The organism is Lysobacter alkalisoli (assembly GCF_006547045.1).
Classification (GTDB): Bacteria; Pseudomonadota; Gammaproteobacteria; order Xanthomonadales; family Xanthomonadaceae; genus Marilutibacter; species Marilutibacter alkalisoli.
This window is the reverse complement of sequence record NZ_CP041242.1, coordinates 1,991,995-2,011,804: the sequence shown is the minus strand read 5'-3', so window position 1 is coordinate 2,011,804 and position 19,810 is coordinate 1,991,995. Positions and strand designations below refer to the sequence as shown.

The following is a 19,810-nucleotide window of genomic DNA, read 5'->3' as shown; positions in this document are numbered from 1 at the left end:
CGGCGGGGTGTTGGGGCCTGCGGCCCTGTTTTCGGGCGCGTTCGGCAGCGTGCGGGCACGGTTCCTCGCAGACACCGCGATGTCCGTGCTCTGGGTTGTCGCTTCGACTGCGCGGTGGGCTCGCCGATACCACCGGAACTGGCGCTATCCCGAATCGGCCCGATGACGTGTCCCGCCGCCCGCCTGCCAGGCCTGCGCCGGAGTGCGGTCGTTCAGTGCCATATGTGGGCGGCGGGCGTTGTAGTAGCTGGCGAACAGACTCAATCGGGCCGGTAGCGTGCCCAACGAGGGTGGCACCAGTATTTCAAGCTCACGCTTGAGGGTGCCGAAGAACCGCTCGATGCGCCCGTTCTGCCACGGACAGCCCGGGGCGCTACGCTGATGGCGGATGCCGAGCCAGCGCAGCGCGAACCGGAACAGGGCGCTGGTGAACATGGCTTCGTTGTCGGTACGCAGTGCGCGGGGAATGCCGTGGCGTTCACAGGCATCGAGCAGCGCCCGCAGGATCGTAATCGATGTTTTCCGCCGGAGGCACCGCAGCGAGAGCAGGGCGCGACTGCCGTGGTCGAGCAGGCCGAAGACGAGGTGGGTCTCTCCGGTTGCGTCGGTGAGACCGGTCAGGTCGGCTGCCCAGGTGTCGTTGACGGGCAGTGGTCGCGGCCCGCACGCTCGCCATCGTCGGCGTTGCCGGGCGATGGCCGGCGCATGCTGTTTCAGCTGCTTCCAGACCCAATCGTGGCTGACGGTGACGCCACGCGAGGCGAAGCGGCGATTGAATCGACCGCTCAGGCGGCGGCAACTGGCGAGCGCCTTGGGTGTGCGCGCAGCCAGCCGGATCAGGGCGGTCGTCGCCCATGCGGGCTTCTTGCCGGCAACGGCCCGAGGGGCGTTGCCCGGACTGAGGGCAACGGGTGTCGGATGGCGCCGGAACGGGCGATGGACGCGATGCCGCGCAGGCCACTCGTCGGCAAGGCGGCACAGCCAGACGTAGAGGAACAGCAGCAGGAATGCCAGGGAATGCACTGGGGAACTCGGATTGTGCTTCCGGGGTTGATCCTGCGCCGCAGGACGAAGGTTTAGCGCGCGGCCCCTAAACCATCCCGCACGCTCCCGGATTGATTTCTTCTGATGGCCCGTAAAGGGCAGGGCAAGTCGGGTTCTCCGGGCCGCCGCGTCTGAATCGTACGAGCTGCACTACGACGCCGCCGGCCGTGAGGTCTCGCGGTTCCGCTACCACGACGGCGTCGGCTACGTGTACCGCAGCGCGTACGACCTGCGCGGGCAGAAGGTGCTGGAGTTCCACCGCGAGCAGCTGGGCGGCAGCGGCCGGGGCGTATCGAAGGCGTACACCTACGACGTGGCGGGCCGGCTGGTGGAGACACGCGGCTACTTCGCCAGCGACGCGACCCGGCAGGTGAGTTACCGGGAGGGCGCCGAGGAGATCTACTGGGACCTGCAGATCGGCGGCTGGCTCAGTGGCGCGGAGCAGTTCAGCTTCGATGGCGACGGGCGGGTGGTGAAGCAGACGACCCGGGGCCGCCCGGACGGCGACTGGTGGCAGGCGTTCGGCACGCCGCTGGAGGGGCCGTCGGGCAACCAGCGTACCGACCTGGGGGTGCTGCAGCTGCGCAGCGAGGTGCTGTACACCAAGGCCGACGGCAGCAGCGGCTACGACACGCTGGGGCGGCTGCAGAGCTACCGCTACCGGGGCCATGACATCGGCTGGGCGACGCACACCTACACCAGCACCTGGCAGGGCTGGGGCAGCTACCAGGAGCGCACGGTCACCGGCAGCAGCAGCAACCCCGACTACAAGACCACGACCAACACGCTGACCTACGACGGCATGGGCCGGCTGCTGAGCCAGCTCGAGAAGACCAACTACGACAACGTCGACGACCGGATGCGCTACTACGCGTACACCGGCGACGGCCAGGTGCAGCGGCGGCGCGAGGGCCGGATCGAGGACGGGGTGTTCCGCCAGGACGACCCGAACCAGCCGAACAACCCGAAGCCGAACTACCTGTTCGTGCATGCCGGTGGCCAGCAGCATGCGGAGTTGAAGGAGGGCGGCCAGATCCGCACCCGCTACGGCAGCCGCGGCGATCAGACGCAGCTGCAGGGCCTGGGCGGCAGCGGCCGTTACGAGGCCGGCGGCGGCAAGGTGACGGTGCTGGCGGGGGAGACGTTGCGCGGCCTGGCGCAGCGCGTCTACGGCACCCCGCAGCTGTGGTACGTGCTGGCCGACGCCAACGGCCTGGGCGACCCGGACACCCCGCTGACCGCGGGCACCCAGCTCAACGCCCCGAGCACCCGGGTCAGCAGCAACGACGCGAACACGTTCAAGCCGTACAACCCCAGCGAGGCGATCGGCAACACCGCGCCGGGCTTGCCGTACATCACGCCGCCGCCGAAGAACAGCTGCAATGCGGTGGCGATGATCCTGATCGTGGTTGTGGCAGTGGCGGTCACCGTGTTCACGGCAGGCGCAGCGGCCGGTGCTATGTATGGTGTAGCGGCCTCCGCACTCTCAGTGGGTCAGGCGGCGGTCGTTGGCGCTATTGCAGGTGCGGCAGGGGCTGCCGCCAGCAGTGCCGTTGGCAGTGCCATGGGCGTGACCAGCTTCAGCTGGCGCGGGGTGGCAGCCGGCGGTATCACCGGCGCGATCACGGGTGGTCTGGTCGCCCAGTTCGGGACGGTAGGCGGCGCCCTGTCCGGTGCGCCGCAATGGGGCAAGGCCGCGGCCCTGGCCGTGGCCAATGCCGGCGCCAACTATGCCGGCCAGAAGTTGGCCGGCATGGACGTCAGCTTCAGCTGGAACAGCATCGCCGCCAGTGCGGTGAGCAGCTTGGGCGCGGCCAAGATTGCACCGATGATCGCCGGCAAGCTGGACTTGAAGACCGACTTTGCCAACCGCTTCACCTACGGGACGACCGGGGGCATGGTCAGTTTGGCTTTGCGTTCGTCGTCCGGGCAAACCTTGCACACGTCGGATTACGCGACAGTGTTTGCCGACGCATTCGGCAATGCGCTGGGACGTGAACTTGGACACGGTACCGAGCAATGGCTGGCCAGCCGTGCCGGGGCTGGAACAGCGGCCATGGGCGGCGTCAATGAGGGCTACAGCAACACTGTGTCGGTCAGCTTCGATGCGCCGCGCAGCAATGCCATCGGGCCGATGAATATGCCGATATCGGGCTCCAATACGGATATCGGCCTGCACGTGCCCGGTACATACGACGATGCGGGCATACGCAACGAAGTCAGGGTGACTGCGGTAGCGGACGGGTACTCGCCTGACGGCTGGTACTTCTACGGCTGGAACCAAAGCAGGCAGCAATGGGTCGATGTGCAGCGCCGGCGGATCGATGCCGTTCAGTGGAGCAGCCCACCTGCGCGATACACCGCCAGTACAAGCGTGCAGAACTTCACGGCGCAACTACAGGCGGATGCGCGCCGGACCGGTCCGCAACACTGGCAGTTGCCCATCGGTGAGCGTCTTGGCGTGCGGTACTCGGACGCAGAGTACAAGGCCGATCTAGAGTCTATTGCGCGCACGGGCAAGCCCATGCCGCGGATGATGGCTTATGACTCGGCGGCGGCTGCTCGGCGGGAGATTGAATGGCAACAGACCGTTGCGAAGGTCGACGCGTACAGGGCTAGCGCGCTAAGTGGTGCGTTGGTTGACGCAGGCGCGCCGCCGGAACTCGCGATGGCGGCGGGTGATTTGGCGACCTTGGGGCGCGGCGGCAGCGCGTTGCGTCCTGCCTCTGTGCGGGTCAGGCCGAGGCAGCCTTTGGAGGGAGGTATAGTTCCAAACAGCGTCGAAAGAGTCAGTAGCCGGCCGCAGTGGCTACAGCGCCTTGATGCTGGCAATGCGTTCAATGCAGAGCGTGCAGTGGCGTATCCGTATAACGAGGTCTATATCAACAAGCCCGGGGGAGCTGGTTACTACCGGCTAGACTCTTACAGCCCGGCTGCTGGTGAAATCGTCTCGCGTAAGTTCACTCAGTTCGCTGACATCCAGCCGCAAACCGCGCTGGGGTATATTAATGAAATTCCTGCCAAGTACCCCGTTGGTGGGGTGATCGCAAATGTTCCCTCTAGTGGTCAGTTGTCGGGGCAGATTTTGCGCGGTCAATACATTCTTGAAGTGCCGGTGCAAGTGCGGCCAATTCCGCCATCTGTCCTGGATGGTGCAAATCGCGCTGGTGTTCTGATTCGTGACGTTAACGGTAGGATTTATTGATGGACGTATTTTTCTGTAAGTCGTGGTTTCGTGCCAAGAAGAGCCCTACGGAGATGTGGTCTGAGGATCAGGCCAAGGCTGCGCATGAGAAGGGATTGCCTTATACGGTTCTCGTTGGCGCTATCGAGCACCCGTATTGCTTTTTGGAGGTGGCCGAAAAGGCGGTTGGCGTCAGCTTCCTTGACGAGCATCTTCGCGAATCCTTGTCATATGACTTTCAGGAAGTTGAGCCAGGGAAGCTTTTTCTGACGATGGCGACGTATCGAGAATTCGAAGGCGATACGGATAGGGTTATTAGCGGTACTTCGTACATCTTTGGCCGAGATGGAGTGGTCGCGACAAGGCGGGAGTTTTTCAATCCACATAAGCTCGAAACAGCAACATCGAGTGCTGATGTGGCCGCTAACTATTCCCCAAAGCCGAAGTTTGGCCATTACGGCGATCTGATCCGAGTGGAGCGTAATTCGTAGCCCTTCTCTAGCTGCTAAAAAAGCCTACCCACTGTCCTGTCAGCTGTCAGGTTGACCCCGATCCTTCCCTGCGGCCGGTTTTTTTGCCGGCCGTAGCCCGGAATTATGGCCGTTCGCGGCCGATTTCGGTTGTGTGTGCTGTCTGTTGTCTGCATGAGCGCCGCTGTATGCGCGGCGGCTCATTTTTTGCGCAATTGATAGTGCCCGAGGAGCGCTTTTGAGGCGTCAGGCCGGTCAACGTGAGGTGAACAAGGGATGCCAGCCGCGCCTCGGGCACTGCCGGAGCCGGATTTCCGGATATGCGGGCACGCCGGCCCCTCCGCGAATGCGGACAGGCCGGTGGCAGCGATGGTTGCGTCCGTCAGCGTCAGTGGATGAACCACTCGCCCTGCAGCAATCCATTCCAAGCCTCGTAGAACACGCGCCGCTTGACGGGGCGGCGATAGATGTCGATGCCGTCCCACACTTCGGCCGGGGTGCGGCCGTGCAGATGTTGGTGGGGCCGGACGTGGTTGTACCAGAAGCGGAATTCCAGCAGCGCGGCATGCAGGCCGCTGCAGTCCTGCACCGTCCAATGGTTGAGTCTGGCCTTGAGGGTGCCGAAGAGGCGCTCGATCCGACCGTTCTGCCAGGGCGAGTGCAGGTCCGTCGTCTGGTGCCGGATGCCGAGCACCTGCAAGCCGAAGCGAAACAGCCGGCTGGTGAAGATGGCTTCGTTGTCGGTACGCAGGACCTTCGGTCTGCCGTGGCGCACGATGGCGCCGAGCAGGACGCGCAAGAGGGTGAGGCTGCGCTTGTCCGGCAGGGGGTGCAGGGCGAGGCAGCGGCGGGTGCCATGATCGAGCAGGCCGAGGATGAAGTGCCGTTCGCCGGCCGTGTCGGTCTTGGTGCTGCCGTCCATGGCCCAGATGCGGTTCTTCCGGCCGGGTCCGGGACGCCGCTGGGCGATCTGCTTGCGCAGGCGTTGGATCTCGTGTGCGTGATTTCGCCGCAGTTCGTTGACGAAGTCGTGTCCGACGGTCATGCCGTTGCTGCCAGCATGGCGCCGGAAGTCGAGGGGCTTGGGGCTAAACTCCTGCCTGTCGCAGCGGAAGTCATGTAAGTGGCCCGGGGTGCCAAGCCGCATCCCCGACTCACCGCGGCGCCGTGGTCCCGGGGCACCCCGGGCCATCCTGCCCACCTGCTGGAATGCCCATGCAATACGACAAGCTGGACAACGAAGAACTGCTCCGCCTCTCGCTCGAGGCGATCAACGTCGACCGCGATGCCGACGCCGTGGTGATGCTGAAGACGCTGGTCGAGCGCGAGCCCTCGCACCACCTCGGCCGTTACCTGCTGGCGGCCCAGCACGCCCAGATGGGGCTGTTCGACCGCGCCGAGGAGGGCTTTCGGGCCGTGCTGGCACAGGACCCCGGACTTCCGGCTGCGCGTTTCCAGTTGGGGCAACTGCTGGTGATGAAAGGGCTGGGGGGCGAAGCCGGCCGGATCCTGCAACCGCTGACGGGGCAGGAGGATGCACTGGGTGCTTACGCCCGCGCCTTGTCGGCCATCGCCGAAGAGGACAGGGTCGCCGCGATCCGCGAATTGCAGGCCGGTGTTGCACTGCCGCAGGAGATTCCGGCACTGGCGGCCGACATGCAGCGTCTGCTGGCGCAATTGCAGCGGGACGCGGATGTGGCGGGTACCGCCGCATCGGGCATGCCGCCTCATGCCGCGCCGATGTTCATGACCGGATACGGTCGCCAGGGCTGATCCGTGCCTATCGACCCGCTATCGTCTGCCGGCCATCTGTTGGCCGCCCTCCGGGCGGAGATGGCGCGCAAGAGCGAGCGAAGCACCCAGGGCCGCCAGACCTCCCGGGCGGAAGAGCGCGCGCCCGCCAGAAAACGTGACCCTGCAGCTCTGAGGCGCGAGTTGGCGATCATCGCCAAGGGTGTCGATCCGGCGGATCCCCGGGCATTGGCGCCAGTTCGGACCCGGATCGTGCGAGCGATACTGCTGTGGGAGTTCGGGGCCGAGTTGCGCGAGCATCGCGACTGGCAACCCATGCTGGAGACGGTGGTGCAGACCCTGGAGGCGAACGAGCAGCATCGTGCCGCGTTCGCGCGGTTGATTCGTGACCTCCAGCGCTAGGTTTCAGACCACCGCTTTCCTTGATCTGGCGGCATTCGTCACAAAATTTTGTTGACTTGCATCGATTACTCGCGATAGTGTGCGGCCGCTTACGCGATGAGTCGACAGGATTGGCGCATCGTGATGACACAGGGGGCTGATCCGTACCTATGGGGATGGGTGCGAATCGGCATTGCGATGGATGTACCAGGGGCCACGTCAGGATCATGGATCGTAAGGATGTGCGAGTCGCGCGGCTGCGTGACTTTCTAGTTGTCGACCCTTCCAATACCGAGCTTGCCTGCGAACTTGCCGATGCGCTGTTCGAGCAGGGCAGGCATGCAGATGCGGAAGCCGCTCTCGGTGCACTGCCGGATGAAGTGGCTGCAGCGGCAGGTGTGCGTTATCGCCTGGCGCGAGCAGCACTGGCATCGGGGCGCTATGCCGTGGCCGAAGGGCGCTATCGCGATCTGATCGATGCCGGGCACGATAGCGTCGGGTTGTGGCACGATCTGGCCTTCAGCCAACTGTGCCAGCACCATGTCGCCGAAGCGATGGGGTGCGTTGATGCTGCGACCATGCGGCACGGCAATACGGTTGATCTGGCGATACTCAAGGCGCGCATCGCACTGATGCAGGATGATTACGCCGCCGCTCTGGCCAGCCTGGCGGATGCGCTCGAGATGTCGCCCGATGACAGCACCGCACTCGGCGTACGTGCTTTGGCGCTGTTCGATTCCGGCGAGCACGAACTGGCGGACATTGCAGCGCGGGAGTGCCTGCAGCGTAATCCGGAACAACATGAAGCGCTGCTGGTCGCCGGCACGCTGGCCTTGTGGCGACAGGACCTGGATGAGGCGCAGTCGCTGTTCGAGCAGGCTTTGGCCCAGCATGCCAATTCCGGTCGCGCCTTGTCGGGCTACGGCCAGGTATGGATGTTGCGCAACGATCTGGCACGCGCGCAGGCTGTGCTCGAATCGGCGGTCCGCGCGATGCCCGATCACATCGGCACGTGGCACGCGCTTGCATGGTCGCAATTGCTACAGGGGAATCTGGTAGGTGCGGAGTCGAGCTACCAGAGCGCGTACGCACTGGACCGAAACTTCGGCGACACGCATGGCGGGCTTGCATTGGTCGCGGCATTGATGGGTGACTATGCGACGGCGGATGAGGCGATCAAGCGCGCCCTTCGCCTGGATCCGGATGCCTTTACCGCGCATTACGCCCAGAGCCTGGTGACTGAGGGGCGTGGTGATGCCGAGCGATCACAGGAGATGCTGGCCAACCTGCTGCAGGCAGGGAATATCGCAACGCAGATGCCGGTTCGCGATTTTGCAGGTCGCCTCAAGTCGATCCTCAAGGCACAGCAACGGTAAGCATATGGATGCGGATTTCGCCGTCCGTCTGCTGACGGACACATTGCTGTCGGCGGCAAAGCTGGCTGCTCCGATCCTGCTGGCGACGCTGGTGGTCGGCCTGTTGATCTCGGTCGTCCAGGTTGTTACCCAGATACAGGAAATGACCCTGACGTTCGTGCCCAAGCTTGTCGTCGTCGTGGTCGTCTGCCTGATGTGCGGCGGGTGGATGTTGGCAGTGGCGGTGGAACTGGCCAAGCGAATGTTCGAGACGGCGGCGGGGCTGTAGTCATGGATGTCATCGAACACTTTGCCGGCCTGCTTGTCCTCGCGTTCCTGCGCTACCTGCCTCCGGTGGTGCTGCCCGGATTGACACCGCTGCGCTGGTCGCCGCCGTTGGTACGCATTGTGCTGGCGTTGGGCCTGGCTTGGTTGACCGTGTTGGCGACGCCGCTCGATGTCGACCCGCTTGTGCACCAGCATGCCATGGCATGGGTCGTGGCGGCAGCGGTCGAGTTGTCCATCGGGTTTGCATTCGGATTGGTGATACTGGTACCACAAGCAGCACTGCACATGTCGGGCTGGCTGATCGATGTGCAGGCAGGCCTGGGCGCAGCCAGCCTGTTCAATCCGGGCTCGCAGGGTGAGATGCAGTCGATGCTGGGAACCGCCCTGTTGCTGCTGGCGACGGTCCTGTTCTTCACCCTGGATCTGCATCTGGACCTGTACCGGGCATTGGTGGCCAGTACGCATGTGCTCCCCCTCGGTGGAGCCGGGGTCCGGTTGGATCTGGCCGCTTTCCTGGGCCTGATTGGCAGCAGTTTTCTGCTGGCCCTGATGCTCGTCGCCCCGGTATTGCTGGGGCTGTTTGCGGTCGATGTCGGCGTCGCCTACGCGACCCGGTCGATGCCACAGGCGAACATCTATTTTCTGATGCTGCCGCTGAAGATCTCAATGGCGTTGCTGCTGTTGGCCGCGACACTGCCGTTCGTTCCGTTCCTGCTGGAACGCCTTTATCGCGACGCCTTCGCGCGTGCGCCAGCCTTGCTGGGAGCCTGAGATGTCGCAGGACCAGGACAAGAGCGAACAGCCCACTCCGTTCAAGCTCGATGAGGCGCGCAAGAAGGGTGAAGTCGCCAAGAGCATGGACGTTACCGGCAGTCTGGTGATGATCGTGTTCGCTGTCATCGTCGCACTGACCGGCGTCGGCATCGCAATGTCGCTGGCCGGGGCAACGCGACGCATGATCGAGCTGGCTGGCAATGTGCCCGCGCTGGATGCTGCATTCGTCGGTTGGACGATGACAACCTATGCACCCATGGGGCAGGCGGTGATGCCGTTGGTGCTGGGGCTGATCGTGGCCGCGATTCTGGGCAATTTCCTGCAGACCGGGCCGATCTTCACCACCCATCCGTTGAAGCCGGATTTCAAGCGGCTCAACCCGGCGCAGGTCGTGAAGCGCATCTTCTCGATACGCACCCTGTGGGAGCTGGGCAAGCTGGTGCTCAAGTTGCTGCTGCTGGTCGGCGTGTGCGCGATCTTCGTCTGGAAGGGACGGGCACTGATCGAAGCAGTGGCGATGACCCTGCCGCAGCGCGTCGGATCGTTGTTGCTGTCCACTTTCGTGAAGACATCGATCTATGTCTTGCTGGTGCTGGCCCTGGTGGCCCTGGCCGACCTGCTGTTCGTCCGCCGCGAGTACATGCGCAAGATGCGCATGAGCCGGCGCGAGCTGAAGGACGAGGTCAAGCAGCGCGACGGCGACCCGAGTGTCAAGTCCAAGCAGAAGCAGCAGATCCGCGAGCTGCTGAAGAAGGCGCGGGCGCTAGGGCGTGTGCCCGATGCCGATGTCGTCCTGACCAACCCCACCCATGTGGCGGTGGCCTTACGCTACCGTCCGGGCGAGACGCTGGCCCCTTTGGTGATCGCGAAGGGCGCGGGTTTCTTGTCCCGGCAGATACGCACCGTGGCCGCCCGCCACCGCGTGCCGATCGTTCGGGTTCCCGGGCTGGCCCGGGTGCTGTATCGCGAATGCGAGATCGACGGCATGGTCCCGGAACTGCACTACCATGAGTTGGTCCCGATCTACCGTGCTCTATGGGCAGGCAAGCAGGGGGTGCCGGCATGAAGGCGCTCATGGCCCAGTTGTTGACCGGCAAGCGCGACCTGGTGCTGATCGCATTCGTGGTGGGCGTGCTGGCGGTGTTGTTCGTGCCGATCCCGGCGCCGCTTCTGGACTTCCTGCTGGTGATCAACATCAGCATGGCACTGCTGATCCTGCTGGTGACCTTCTTCACCGAAACACCGCTCAAGTTCTCGACCTTCCCGACCATCCTGTTGTTGTCCACACTGCTGCGGCTGTCGCTCAACGTCTCGGCAACGCGGCTGATCCTGGACGGCGCGGATGCCGGGCGGGTCATCGACACGATTGGCGAGTTCGTCGTCAGAGGCAACTACATCGTCGGCATTGTGGTGTTCTTCATCCTGGTCGTCGTGCAGTACGTCGTGGTAACCAGCGGTGCGCAGCGCGTCGCGGAGGTCGCCGCGCGGTTCACCCTCGACAGCATGCCCGGCAAGCAGATGAGCATCGACGCCGACATGAACATGGGTTTGATCGACGAGCATGAGGCACGCCGCCGCCGCGCCCTGATCGAAAAGGAAGCCAACTTCTACGGCGCGATGGACGGTGCGACCAAGTTCGTCAAAGGCGACGCCATTGCGGGCATCATCATAATCCTGGTCAATATCGTCGGCGGGTTGGCCATCGGCATCGCCCAGATGGGAATGCCATGGGGCGAGGCCGTGCAGCGCTTCACCCTGTTGACCATTGGTGATGGCATCGTCACCCAGATTCCCTCGCTGATCATTGCCGTGGCGACGGGCATCATCATTACTCGTGCTGCAGCTGATGCACAGCTTGGTGCTGAGATTCCCCGGCAGGTGCTGGCCAGTCCGAAGGCATTGATGATCGTGGGGCTGGTACTGCTTGTCCTGCTATTGTTGCCGGGATTCCCGAAGCTGCCCGTCCTCGTCGTGCTTGCGGCCATTGGTGGCCTTCTGTATCTGACTGGACGAGTTGCGAAAAACGCGGCTGACTCGGCGGAAACCGCCGAGGCGGCATCGACCGAGAGCAAGCCGTCGGACGATCTGCGGCAATCCATGCGCATCGAGCCGGTCGAGGTGCGCCTGGGCAAAGATTTGGCAACAGCATTCGCCGGGACGGACAGCGATCTGCAAGATCGGATCGGCAACCTGCGCAGGCAGCTGGCGACCGAACTGGGTTTCGTGCTGCCGAAAGTGCAGATCGCACAGCAGCTCGATCTGCCGGCATCGAGCTACGAAATCCGGTTCCAGGATTGCCGGGCCGGACAGGGCGAACTGGCCGTCGACCGGATCCTGGCCATCAACCCTGGCGGGCAGCGCCCCAAACTCGAAGGCGTGGAAACGCGTGACCCGGCTTACGGGCTGCCTGCGCAGTGGGTCGAGAAGGGTGCGCGCCAGGCGGCGCGGTCGGCCGGCTACACCCTGGTGGAACCCGACACCGTGCTGATGACGCACCTGAGCGAACTGGTGAAGCGCCAGGCTGCCGACCTGCTCTCCCGCGCGGACACCGAGCGCATGCTGCAGCGGATGCGTGAGCAGCACGGTTCGCTGGTCGACGAGCTCGTGCCGGCGGTACTGAGCTATTCCGATATCCAGAAGGTCCTGCAGCTGCTGCTGCGCGAACAGGTCAGCATCCGCAATATCGAGGCCATCCTCGAAGTCCTGGTTGACGCAGGGAAGACGACCAAGGCGCCGGAGGAGTTGGCCGAGCGGGTTCGCGAGCGGCTTGGCGCATCAATCTGCCAGGGGCTTCGCGATCCGCAGGGCGACCTGCACGTCCTGACCTTGGCACCCGAGGTTGAGCGCAAGCTGCTGGCGAGCGCCAAGCCGGGCGAGACCAAGACGGTGCTGTTCAACGAACTGGAACAGCTCGATGGCTTCATGAAGAACCTGGCCCGGCAGGCCGAGGCCATGATGGGGCGCAATCTCGTGCCGGTACTGCTGTGCCCGTCGCCGGTGCGACGTTCGCTGCGCGGGATGCTGCACCGTTCGATGCCGTATGTCGCAGTGCTTGGCCTGAACGAGGTGCCGCCGAGCTTGTCCGTCCGTTCATTTGCAGCGATTCAGGCCTAGCAAGATGACAGATACCCTGCAAGCGATCAGCCGCAGTCTCAGCGACGACGTCAAGGTGTTGGCGACGATCAGCCACAACGTGGCCAACCTCAATACGCCCGGCTACCGGGGCGTGCGTGCCGTGCCGTCGTTCGATGCCCAACTGCAGACGGTGACCACTCAGGCTGACGGTGCGTTGTCGCAAACGGCACGTCCCCTGGACCTGTCGTTGCGTGGCAACGGGTTCTTCGTGGTCGAGCGCGACGGCACCTTGTTGCTGGTACGCAGCGGTGCCTTTCGTATCGATCACGAGGGGCAACTGGTCACGGCATCGGGCGACCGGGTCCAGGGGGCTTCGGGTGCCATTGAAATGACGTCGGCCGACGTCCGGGTGGATGCCAATGGCGACATCTGGCAAGGCCTGCAGCGCGTGGACCAATTGCAGTTGGTCACGGCTGCGGATCCGGCTCTGCTGCGCCCCATGGATGGCGGCGCATATCGCTACGAAGGGGCTCTCGCGCCATGGACGGGGACGGTGGTGCAAGGGGCGCTGGAGCGAGCGAATGTCGACACTGCCGAAGAGACCATCCGCCTGATGGAAACGACACGCCATGCCGAATCCGTCCAGCGTGCCATTTCGATCTACGACAAGGCGATGGACATTGGCATCAATCGCCTGGGCGACAACTGAGAGGGAAGGGAATAACCATGATCGACGCACTCCATATCTCGGCCAGCGGTCTGCGCAGTGAGCAGAAGCAGATCGACGTGATTTCCAACAATGTAGCCAACATGCAGACACCTGGCTTCAAGCGTAGCCGGGCGAACTTCGTCGAGGTCGCCTCCCAAGTAGTGGGGTCGGGCGCGACCGGTGTCCACAGTGAGGGTCATGGTGCCCGCGTGTTGTCCGTATCTGCCCTTTTCACTCCAGGCGAGCTGCGCATGACGCAGAACCCGCTGGACCTGGCCATCGAGGGCCACGGTTTCTTCGAACTCGAGGCCGAGGACGGTGGCGTGGTCTACACCCGGGCCGGGCAATTCCGTCTCGACGCCGAAGGCTACCTGGTGTCGGTGAGCGGATTGAGGATGGCGCGTGGTTTCTCGATTCCCCAGGATGCCAGCGACCTTCGCATTGCCCCGAACGGCGAGGTGTCGGTGATGCTGTCCGGGGACAGCGAGCGCACCTTGCTTGGCGTGATCGAACTGGCTTCGTTCGCTGCCCCGGATGCGCTGGTTTCCGTGGGGGACAACCGTTTCGTCGCGACGGATGAGGCAGGCGTGCCAACGTATGGCCGCCCGGGCGAGGTGGGGCTGGGTCAGGTACAACAGGGTTATCTGGAGATGGCCAACGTCGACATGATCAATGAAATGTCGACGCTCGTGATGGCGCAGCGCGCCTATCAGCTCAATGCGCGCGTGCTGCAGGCGGCCGATCAGATCCTTGAAACCATCAACAACCTGCGTCGTTGAGCATGCCGATGATGCTTGCCATCGTAATGCTGCTCGCTTCCGGTGATGCGCCGGCTGTCCAGCATCTGCCCGCAATGGAAATCGAGCATGCCGTCGCCAGTGGGCTGCGTTCGCAGTTGGACACTGTCGGCAGCACGGCGCGCGTCCGCATCGAAGGGCGAGTAGGGGATCAGGCGATTCCTGCCGGCACGGTGGACATTGATGTCGGATCGGTCGGCGGACGGCTGCCGCGTCCGCGGGTCGGTGTACCGGTGCAGATCCGGGTGGATGGCAGGCCGGTACGCAGGATGACCGTGTGGGCCGCGATGGAGGACCGTCGTGCCGTGCTCACCTATGCGACCGACGTGGCTGTCGATATAGAGGCTTCGGGGCTGTCGTTGCAATTGGCCGAGGTGGACATGACCTGCTGCACGGACTCAGAGGTTGCGTCGCCGGAAGCAATAAAGGAGATGAGGACGGCACGCGCCGTACGCGCTGGGCAGCCGGTGATGACGCGGGATTTCGAACCGGTGCCTGCAGTGCTGGCGCAGTCCGAGGTCGCGATCGAGGTACAGGCCGGTTCCGTCCGGCTGAGCACCCGTGGGGTGGCACTGCAGGATGGAGGCATTGGCGATCGTATCGCAGTGCGTCCCAGGCATTCGCGGGAGGCCATCAGTTCCCGAGTCACGGCCAAGCAGAAAGTGAGGGTGGAATGAGGTGCTACCAGTTCATTGCCCTGGCATGTTTTCTGACATGTAGCGGTATGGTTTCGGCCTTCCAAAGCGAAGAGAGCCTGATCGATCCGGCGAGCTACAGGAATCTCGCAGCCGATCATCGTGCGTACCGGGTCGGCGACGTGGTGAGTGTCTATGTGCTGGAAACGACCCGCGCCAAGTCGCAGGCCGCGACCGATGCAGCGAGCGGCCTGGACGTTCGGGTCGGGCTGGACTCGCCGTCGACCCGCTACAACGCTCGTCTGGGTATGGGGGCCAGCAACACGGGAGGAGCGCAGACGACGCGCCTGGGGGAGGTGCGCGCGCAGATTGCGTCGCGCGTCATCGAGGTTGAACCGGATGGTCGCATGTGGATCGAGGGCGAGCAGGTCCTGCGCATCAACGGCGAGCGCCAGCAGATCCGCCTGCGCGGGGTGATCCGGCCCGAAGACATCGCGGCCGACAACACCGTTCTGTCGCATCGAATCGCCGATGCCGACATTGAATTGACCGGCGTCGGCGTGGTCAGCGAGTCCACGCGTCAGAGCTTGGTCTACCGCCTGTTCAAATGGCTGAGGTTGATGTGACTGGAATCCGCATTCTCATTGTGGCCGTGATCCTGGCATGCGGGTTCACGGCCCATGCCGGGACCAGCCGGATCAAGGAAATCGCCCGCGTTGCGGGTGCCCGCGACAATGCCCTGACTGGCTATGGATTGGTGTTCGGTCTGGCCGGCTCGGGCGATTCGTTGCGGAACCGTGCCACGCTGCAGTCGGTCGCCAATACGCTGCGCAATTTCGGCGTCAATGTGAGCGAGGCGGATCTGGCCAGTCGCAATGTGGCAGCCGTGATCGTCACGGCCCGGTTGCCGGCGTTTGCCGAGCCCGGCCAGCTATTGGACGTCCAGGTATCCTCGTCAGGCGACGCCCGCAGCCTGACCGGCGGTACGTTGATGATAACGCCGCTGTATGGCCCGGACGGGAGCCTGTATGCCATGGCGCAGGGCGCCATCTCGGTGGGAGGCTATCAGTTCGAAGGTGTCTCGGCTTCGTTGCAGAAAAACCATCCTACGGTCGGGCGCATCCCGTCCGGGGCGACCGTAGAGCAGACATCGCCGTTGAGGGTGGCCGGCGACGGCCGCACGATCAGCATCCTGCTCAACGATCCGGACTTCACCAACGCACAGCGCGTGGTCGAGGCGATACAGGCCGTCGAGCCTGCAGCGGATGTCCGTGCCGAGCATGCCGGCAAGGTCACAGTGGCCTTCGCAATGCCGCCAGCCAATCTGGTTGCGGAAATCGCACGCTTGGAGAACGCCAGTGTCGTGTTGCAGCGCAAGTCGAGGGTGGTCGTGAACGAACGGACCGGCACGGTCGTAGCAGGAGGTGATGTTCGCCTGGGTGCGGTCAGCGTGTCCCATGGTGAGCTGAAGGTCGAGATCCGGACGGACTACACGGTGTCGCAACCGGAGGGAGTGTTCGTGCGACCTGGCAGCAGTATCGCTTCGATCGCGATCCCGCACACCAGCATCCGTGCCGGGGAGCCGGAAGCACAGTTGGTAGAGGTGCCCGAAGGCGCCACGGTGGCAGATTTGGTGACTTCGATGCGCGCCATCCGCTTGAGCACGCGTGACGTGATCGCGGTATTGCAGTCGATCAAGGCCGCCGGCGCACTGGATGGTGAGCTGGTGATTCAGTGAGGGATATGATGAGCAATGAACTGACCATCGAAGCGGTACGTCTGGCGCTCAGCCTGCAGGAATTGAAGGCGCGCGTAGCCAGCGCCAACGTGGCCAATGCGGGCATGCCTGGTGCGAGCGCAATGCGAACGGATTTTTCCGGAGTCTACAACGCGCTCGCAGCGGCCGCGCGCTCAAACGGTCCCGAGGCCGCAGCACAACTGCGCCATGCCGAAGCCCAAGCGCGTTCGGCCCATCCGATTTCTACAGGGGAATCGATCCGGATGGATGAACAGATCGGCGACATGTCGACGGCGGCGCTCAAGTATCAGGCACTGAGCGACGCACTGAGCCGCCATTTCGGCCTCATGCGCCTGGCCATCACAGGCAGGAGCTGACCGATGTCGATCGATGCAATTCTGGCTTCCGCCCGCGCGGGATTGAACTACGAGCGGATGCGGCTGGATGCCTCCAGCAGGAACATCGCGATAGCCAACGTTCCGATACAGCCGGGCCAGGTATCAAACCAATGGCGTGTGGACGCCAGCCCTTTGAATTTCGGGCAGATGCTCGCGCCCGCTGCGCTGGTGCAACACCCGGCAGGTGTACGCGAGGTACACGATCCATCCCATCCTCTCGCCAACGAGGCGGGGATGGTCCGCTATCCCGACACCGACCACGTGCAGGAAATGACCACGCTCATGACGGCCAGCCGCAGTTACGAGGCCAATGTGCGGTCCTACAACCTGCTGCGCAGCATGCTGTTGCGTGCACTTGAGATTGGAGCCAAATGATGTCGATCCAGGCCATTGCCCCGGTTGGGGGCGACTTGCCACTGTCCAACGCGATCCGGTCTGAGCGCCCCACGGGCATGGATTTTTCCGCCGTGCTGGGTGAAGGCATGAACCGTGTCGATACCAGTCTCCGGGCTGCCGACACACAGCTCCGGGCACTGGCGGCCGGGGAGGACATCCCCCTCCATGACGTGATGATCACGATGGAGCGGGCCCGGATGGACCTGACCCTGATGGCCGAGGCGCGGAATCGCCTGCTGGAGGCCTACCAGGAACTGATGCGCATGCAGCTCTGATTGGATCGTCATGGACTTCAATAATTTTCTTTCTTCCATGGAGCCCCGGGCTCGCACATGGCTCTGGATCGGCACCGGGCTGATTGCGTTGCTGACCATCGGAATGCTGTGGTGGGCGCTGTCGCCGCGACAACAACTGTTGTTCGGGAGTCTGCGGGAGGCAGATGCTGCTGAAATCTCCCAGTCGTTGATGGAATGGAAGGTGCCGTACGAGTTCGTTAATGGGGGAGCGGGCATCACCGTGCCAGCGAACCTTGTTTACGAGACTCGCATGCGTCTGGTTTCTGCAGGTGTTCCACGCGGGGGCATGTCGGATTCGAGCTGTTCGACGATTCGGACTTCGGCGTGACTGAGTTTGCCCAAAGGGTGAACTTCCAGCGTGCTCTGCAGGGTGAGATCGAGCGGACGATTGCGTCGCTGCCTGCCGTGGAAACGACGCGTGTGCATCTGACCATCCGGCGCCCCGGGCTGTTCGTGGGCGAGCGCGAAGCTTCGAAGGCATCCATTGCGGTCGGCTTGCATCCGGGCGAGTCGCTGGGTCGGCAACAGATCAGCGGTATCCGCAATCTTGTGGCTTCGGCGGTCGAGGGACTGTCGGCCGATCAGGTGGTGGTTCTCGATTCGTCGGGTGCCCTGCTCGCGGGTGGTTCATCGGAAGTAGCGGGCGGGCAGGGGTTGTTGGAGCGCGATGACGAGGAGGCCAGACTCGAAACCAGGATCCGGGCGCGGGTGAATGAACTGCTCGGCCGTATCCTGAGCATTGAACAGTTCCATGTGTCGGTGGATGCGGTACTGAACTTCGATGCGGTACATGAGGTCAGCGAGCGCCCCCTGACTTATGGGCTTGGCGGCGATGGACTTCTGGTGCGCAAGCGCGTCAATTCTTCGGACTCACCCAATGGCAACGGCGTGAGCGAGAGCCAGGAGGAGTCCGAGTTCGTGCATGGCACGACCAGAGCGGAAATCTCCCGAGCGCCAGGGCGAATCGAGCGCTTGTCAGTCGCGGTCCTGTTGCCACCTGCACTGGATGAGCGGCAGGTGGCACGGATTCGCTCTCTGGTGGCTGCTTCGGCTGGTATCGAACCCGAGCGTGGCGATAGGCTGGAAGTTTCCCGCGTGGGACGGCACGAAGGCTGGCAAACTGCCCCAATCCCCGCCACCGAGCTTGACGCTGTTCCTGATGAAGTCATCGTTGACGAAGTCCTGACGCCTGCGGAGCCCATGAGGGACAGAGTTTGGGTGTGGGGCCTTGCCGCGGCGCTTGGACTGCTGATCGGCGTGATCGGTGCCATCGCAATGCAATCGCGTCCCCGCAAGCTTCGGGCCGAGGAGCGTGAGGCTGTGTTGAGCAAGCTGCGCGGTTGGCTAGCCGAAGGTGGGACGTTGTCGTGAGCACGCTGGGAGAGCGCAAGTGCGCCTTGCTGTTGGTGACTTTACGCAAGGGAGATCGTCGCCACCTGCTGGCACGCCTGCCGGCGGCCTCGGCGCGTTCCGTGCGTAGGCTGGTCGCAGAGCTCGAAGCATTGCCGCTGCCTGTTTCTGACCTCGCTCAAATACTGTTGGCCGATGAAGTACGAGGACTTACCACACAAACCTCAATCGATCTGAATCAGCTGATGGCATTGTCTGGACAACTTCCGCCGCTTTGGTTTGCGCGCGTGTTGTCCGTGTGGGGAGGGGTGAATCATGCGTTCTGCCTGTCCCTGCTCGAGTCATCATATGCGGACAAGGTGAAGGATGAATTGCAAGGATTCTCACCCATGCCGCCCAAGTTGCTGGAAGCGGTCAAGGCGGAAGTCATGCATGTCGTCCAGCCGGACAGGGAGGCTGCGTGATCCAGCGCATTGCCCCGAGTACTTCGCGCATCCAGGGTCTGGCAACTCTCCTGCAGGCGCCAGCACAGGCCCAGAAGGAAACCCGGTCCGCACAAGGACCGGCGCAGATGCCTGCTCCCGACCCCGTGGTCCAACTTGAAGTCGAGCGGGAGCGTGTGCTGCAGGCCGCTCGCAACGAGGGATATGCACAGGGTGTCGCTGAAGCCGAGGTCGAGGTGCAGACTCGCGTAGCCGGGGCCGAGCTCAAGGCGTTGGAAGCCCTTGACCGTGAACGCACGCGCCTGGCGGAGACGAATGAACGATTGGTGGGGCTCCTGGAAGCGCTGCCGGCGGCTGTCGATGAGCTTGAAAGTCGCCTGGAGCAGGTGGTGATTGAGGCGACATTCGCAAGCGTCACGCGACTGCTTGGCAATGCGGCGGTCGAAGACAAGTTGATTGCGCAGGTTTCCCGCCAAGCCCTCGAGGAGTACCAGCAGCGGCCGGTGGTGGTGCGCGTCAGTCCCTTGACGGGACATGGGGCCCCTGAGCTTGATGCGATCAGCGGTGTCAGTGTTGAGGTAGATGCTCGGTTGTTGCCCGGGCAGTGTCGCCTTGAAACCCACAAAGGTGTGTATGACGCCGGGCTGGATGTCCGCCTGGAAGCGCTCAAGAGGGCTTTGCTTGATGCCGTCCGGGCTGGAGCCACCACGCCATGACACCACTGT

General features: G+C 63.6%; 22 protein-coding genes and 1 pseudogene. 21 read left to right on the top strand and 2 right to left on the bottom strand.

Features of this window, described 5'->3' with window-relative positions; genetic code table 11:
- Positions 1 to 144: 144 nt before the first annotated feature.
- Positions 145 to 1,023 carry an integrase core domain-containing protein gene (locus FKV23_RS08700; protein ID WP_167285120.1) on the bottom strand — a complete coding sequence of 293 codons (879 nt, stop codon included), beginning with the start codon at positions 1,021 to 1,023 and terminating at the stop codon, positions 145 to 147.
- Positions 1,024 to 1,252: 229 nt separating this feature from the next.
- Between FKV23_RS08700 and FKV23_RS08695 the strand changes: the two genes are divergently transcribed.
- On the top strand, positions 1,253 to 4,249 hold the full coding sequence (locus FKV23_RS08695) for a LysM peptidoglycan-binding domain-containing protein (RefSeq protein WP_141623502.1): 2,997 nt from the start codon (positions 1,253 to 1,255) through the stop codon (positions 4,247 to 4,249).
- Positions 4,249 to 4,719 carry a lytic transglycosylase gene (locus FKV23_RS08690; protein WP_141623501.1) on the top strand — a complete coding sequence of 157 codons (471 nt, stop codon included), beginning with the start codon at positions 4,249 to 4,251 and terminating at the stop codon, positions 4,717 to 4,719. The genes FKV23_RS08695 and FKV23_RS08690 overlap by 1 nt, the downstream gene beginning before the upstream one ends.
- A 367-nt stretch (positions 4,720 to 5,086) precedes the next feature.
- Here the strand turns inward: FKV23_RS08690 and FKV23_RS08685 are convergent, their stop codons facing one another.
- Positions 5,087 to 5,845 (bottom strand): integrase core domain-containing protein, encoded by a 759-nt coding sequence (locus tag FKV23_RS08685; protein ID WP_167285118.1) that lies wholly within the window; start codon positions 5,843 to 5,845, stop codon positions 5,087 to 5,089.
- Positions 5,846 to 5,913: 68 nt separating this feature from the next.
- On the opposite strand from FKV23_RS08685, the gene FKV23_RS08680 reads away from it, so the two are divergent.
- The 19 genes and pseudogenes from FKV23_RS08680 to FKV23_RS08590 all read left to right on the top strand — a co-directional run bounded on the left by FKV23_RS08680 (position 5,914) and on the right by FKV23_RS08590 (position 19,801).
- Positions 5,914 to 6,471 carry a tetratricopeptide repeat protein gene (locus FKV23_RS08680; protein ID WP_167285116.1) on the top strand — a complete coding sequence of 186 codons (558 nt, stop codon included), beginning with the start codon at positions 5,914 to 5,916 and terminating at the stop codon, positions 6,469 to 6,471.
- Between the two features lie 3 nt (positions 6,472 to 6,474).
- Positions 6,475 to 6,852: a hypothetical protein gene (locus FKV23_RS08675; protein ID WP_167285115.1), complete on the top strand. Its 378-nt coding sequence runs from the start codon at positions 6,475 to 6,477 to the stop codon at positions 6,850 to 6,852.
- Between the two features lie 221 nt (positions 6,853 to 7,073).
- The gene (locus tag FKV23_RS08670; protein ID WP_167285114.1) at positions 7,074 to 8,207 is read left to right on the top strand and encodes a tetratricopeptide repeat protein; all 1,134 of its coding nucleotides are present in this window, start codon (positions 7,074 to 7,076) and stop codon (positions 8,205 to 8,207) included.
- Between the two features lie 4 nt (positions 8,208 to 8,211).
- A complete protein-coding gene (locus tag FKV23_RS08665; protein WP_141623496.1) occupies positions 8,212 to 8,475 on the top strand; it encodes a flagellar biosynthetic protein FliQ in 264 nt (87 codons plus the stop codon).
- Positions 8,412 to 9,245, top strand: a complete 834-nt coding sequence (locus FKV23_RS08660) for a flagellar biosynthetic protein FliR (RefSeq protein WP_244243953.1) — start codon at positions 8,412 to 8,414, stop codon at positions 9,243 to 9,245. Before FKV23_RS08665 ends, FKV23_RS08660 begins: the two co-directional genes overlap by 64 nt.
- Position 9,246: 1 nt before the next feature.
- Positions 9,247 to 10,314, top strand: a complete 1,068-nt coding sequence (locus FKV23_RS08655) for an EscU/YscU/HrcU family type III secretion system export apparatus switch protein (protein WP_141623494.1) — start codon at positions 9,247 to 9,249, stop codon at positions 10,312 to 10,314.
- Positions 10,311 to 12,362 carry a flagellar biosynthesis protein FlhA gene (gene flhA, locus FKV23_RS08650; RefSeq protein WP_141623493.1) on the top strand — a complete coding sequence of 684 codons (2,052 nt, stop codon included), beginning with the start codon at positions 10,311 to 10,313 and terminating at the stop codon, positions 12,360 to 12,362. Before FKV23_RS08655 ends, flhA begins: the two co-directional genes overlap by 4 nt.
- A gap of 55 nt (positions 12,363 to 12,417) precedes the next feature.
- Positions 12,418 to 13,032 (top strand): flagellar hook-basal body protein, encoded by a 615-nt coding sequence (locus FKV23_RS08645; protein ID WP_244244165.1) that lies wholly within the window; start codon positions 12,418 to 12,420, stop codon positions 13,030 to 13,032.
- 17 nt (positions 13,033 to 13,049) lie between these two features.
- On the top strand, positions 13,050 to 13,811 hold the full coding sequence (locus tag FKV23_RS08640) for a flagellar hook-basal body protein (RefSeq protein ID WP_141623491.1): 762 nt from the start codon (positions 13,050 to 13,052) through the stop codon (positions 13,809 to 13,811).
- 8 nt (positions 13,812 to 13,819) lie between these two features.
- Positions 13,820 to 14,506, top strand: coding sequence for a flagellar basal body P-ring formation chaperone FlgA (flgA, locus tag FKV23_RS08635; protein ID WP_167285113.1), 687 nt, complete (start codon positions 13,820 to 13,822; stop codon positions 14,504 to 14,506).
- Positions 14,507 to 14,553: 47 nt separating this feature from the next.
- Positions 14,554 to 15,090, top strand: coding sequence for a flagellar basal body L-ring protein FlgH (locus FKV23_RS08630; RefSeq protein WP_141623489.1), 537 nt, complete (start codon positions 14,554 to 14,556; stop codon positions 15,088 to 15,090).
- A complete protein-coding gene (locus tag FKV23_RS08625) occupies positions 15,072 to 16,202 on the top strand; it encodes a flagellar basal body P-ring protein FlgI (RefSeq protein ID WP_141623488.1) in 1,131 nt (376 codons plus the stop codon). Before FKV23_RS08630 ends, FKV23_RS08625 begins: the two co-directional genes overlap by 19 nt.
- A 5-nt stretch (positions 16,203 to 16,207) precedes the next feature.
- Positions 16,208 to 16,579 carry a hypothetical protein gene (locus FKV23_RS08620; protein ID WP_141623487.1) on the top strand — a complete coding sequence of 124 codons (372 nt, stop codon included), beginning with the start codon at positions 16,208 to 16,210 and terminating at the stop codon, positions 16,577 to 16,579.
- Between the two features lie 3 nt (positions 16,580 to 16,582).
- Positions 16,583 to 16,975, top strand: a complete 393-nt coding sequence (locus tag FKV23_RS08615) for a flagellar basal body rod protein FlgC (protein WP_141623486.1) — start codon at positions 16,583 to 16,585, stop codon at positions 16,973 to 16,975.
- On the top strand, positions 16,972 to 17,271 hold the full coding sequence (gene fliE / locus FKV23_RS08610; protein ID WP_141623485.1) for a flagellar hook-basal body complex protein FliE: 300 nt from the start codon (positions 16,972 to 16,974) through the stop codon (positions 17,269 to 17,271). Before FKV23_RS08615 ends, fliE begins: the two co-directional genes overlap by 4 nt.
- A gap of 10 nt (positions 17,272 to 17,281) precedes the next feature.
- Positions 17,282 to 18,018, top strand: a pseudogene (gene fliF, locus FKV23_RS17800) (flagellar basal-body MS-ring/collar protein FliF); the annotation flags it as partial.
- A complete protein-coding gene (locus FKV23_RS17795) occupies positions 18,001 to 18,663 on the top strand; it encodes a flagellar M-ring protein FliF C-terminal domain-containing protein (RefSeq protein ID WP_407067671.1) in 663 nt (220 codons plus the stop codon). The pseudogene fliF and the gene FKV23_RS17795, both read left to right, overlap by 18 nt.
- A complete protein-coding gene (locus FKV23_RS08595) occupies positions 18,660 to 19,106 on the top strand; it encodes a hypothetical protein (RefSeq protein WP_141623482.1) in 447 nt (148 codons plus the stop codon). Before FKV23_RS17795 ends, FKV23_RS08595 begins: the two co-directional genes overlap by 4 nt.
- A complete protein-coding gene (locus FKV23_RS08590) occupies positions 19,103 to 19,801 on the top strand; it encodes a FliH/SctL family protein (RefSeq protein WP_141623481.1) in 699 nt (232 codons plus the stop codon). The genes FKV23_RS08595 and FKV23_RS08590 overlap by 4 nt, the downstream gene beginning before the upstream one ends.
- The last annotated feature ends 9 nt before the right edge of the window (positions 19,802 to 19,810 follow it).

What these genes read in the sequence shown, in the direction of transcription:
- FKV23_RS08665 (WP_141623496.1), top strand. Translation starts at nt 8,212, where the DNA reads ATGGATGCGGATTTCGCCGTCCGTCTGCTGACGGACACATTGCTGTCG.
- FKV23_RS08625 (WP_141623488.1), top strand. Translation starts at nt 15,072, where the DNA reads ATGGCTGAGGTTGATGTGACTGGAATCCGCATTCTCATTGTGGCCGTG.
- FKV23_RS08680 (WP_167285116.1), top strand. Translation starts at nt 5,914, where the DNA reads ATGCAATACGACAAGCTGGACAACGAAGAACTGCTCCGCCTCTCGCTC.
- FKV23_RS08655 (WP_141623494.1), top strand. Translation starts at nt 9,247, where the DNA reads ATGTCGCAGGACCAGGACAAGAGCGAACAGCCCACTCCGTTCAAGCTC.
- flhA (WP_141623493.1), top strand. Translation starts at nt 10,311, where the DNA reads ATGAAGGCGCTCATGGCCCAGTTGTTGACCGGCAAGCGCGACCTGGTG.
- FKV23_RS08690 (WP_141623501.1), top strand. Translation starts at nt 4,249, where the DNA reads ATGGACGTATTTTTCTGTAAGTCGTGGTTTCGTGCCAAGAAGAGCCCT.
- flgA (WP_167285113.1), top strand. Translation starts at nt 13,820, where the DNA reads ATGATGCTTGCCATCGTAATGCTGCTCGCTTCCGGTGATGCGCCGGCT.
- FKV23_RS08640 (WP_141623491.1), top strand. Translation starts at nt 13,050, where the DNA reads ATGATCGACGCACTCCATATCTCGGCCAGCGGTCTGCGCAGTGAGCAG.
- FKV23_RS08685 (WP_167285118.1), bottom strand. Translation starts at nt 5,845, where the DNA reads ATGCGGCTTGGCACCCCGGGCCACTTACATGACTTCCGCTGCGACAGG.
- FKV23_RS08630 (WP_141623489.1), top strand. Translation starts at nt 14,554, where the DNA reads ATGGTTTCGGCCTTCCAAAGCGAAGAGAGCCTGATCGATCCGGCGAGC.
- FKV23_RS08615 (WP_141623486.1), top strand. Translation starts at nt 16,583, where the DNA reads ATGTCGATCGATGCAATTCTGGCTTCCGCCCGCGCGGGATTGAACTAC.
- fliE (WP_141623485.1), top strand. Translation starts at nt 16,972, where the DNA reads ATGATGTCGATCCAGGCCATTGCCCCGGTTGGGGGCGACTTGCCACTG.
- FKV23_RS08620 (WP_141623487.1), top strand. Translation starts at nt 16,208, where the DNA reads ATGATGAGCAATGAACTGACCATCGAAGCGGTACGTCTGGCGCTCAGC.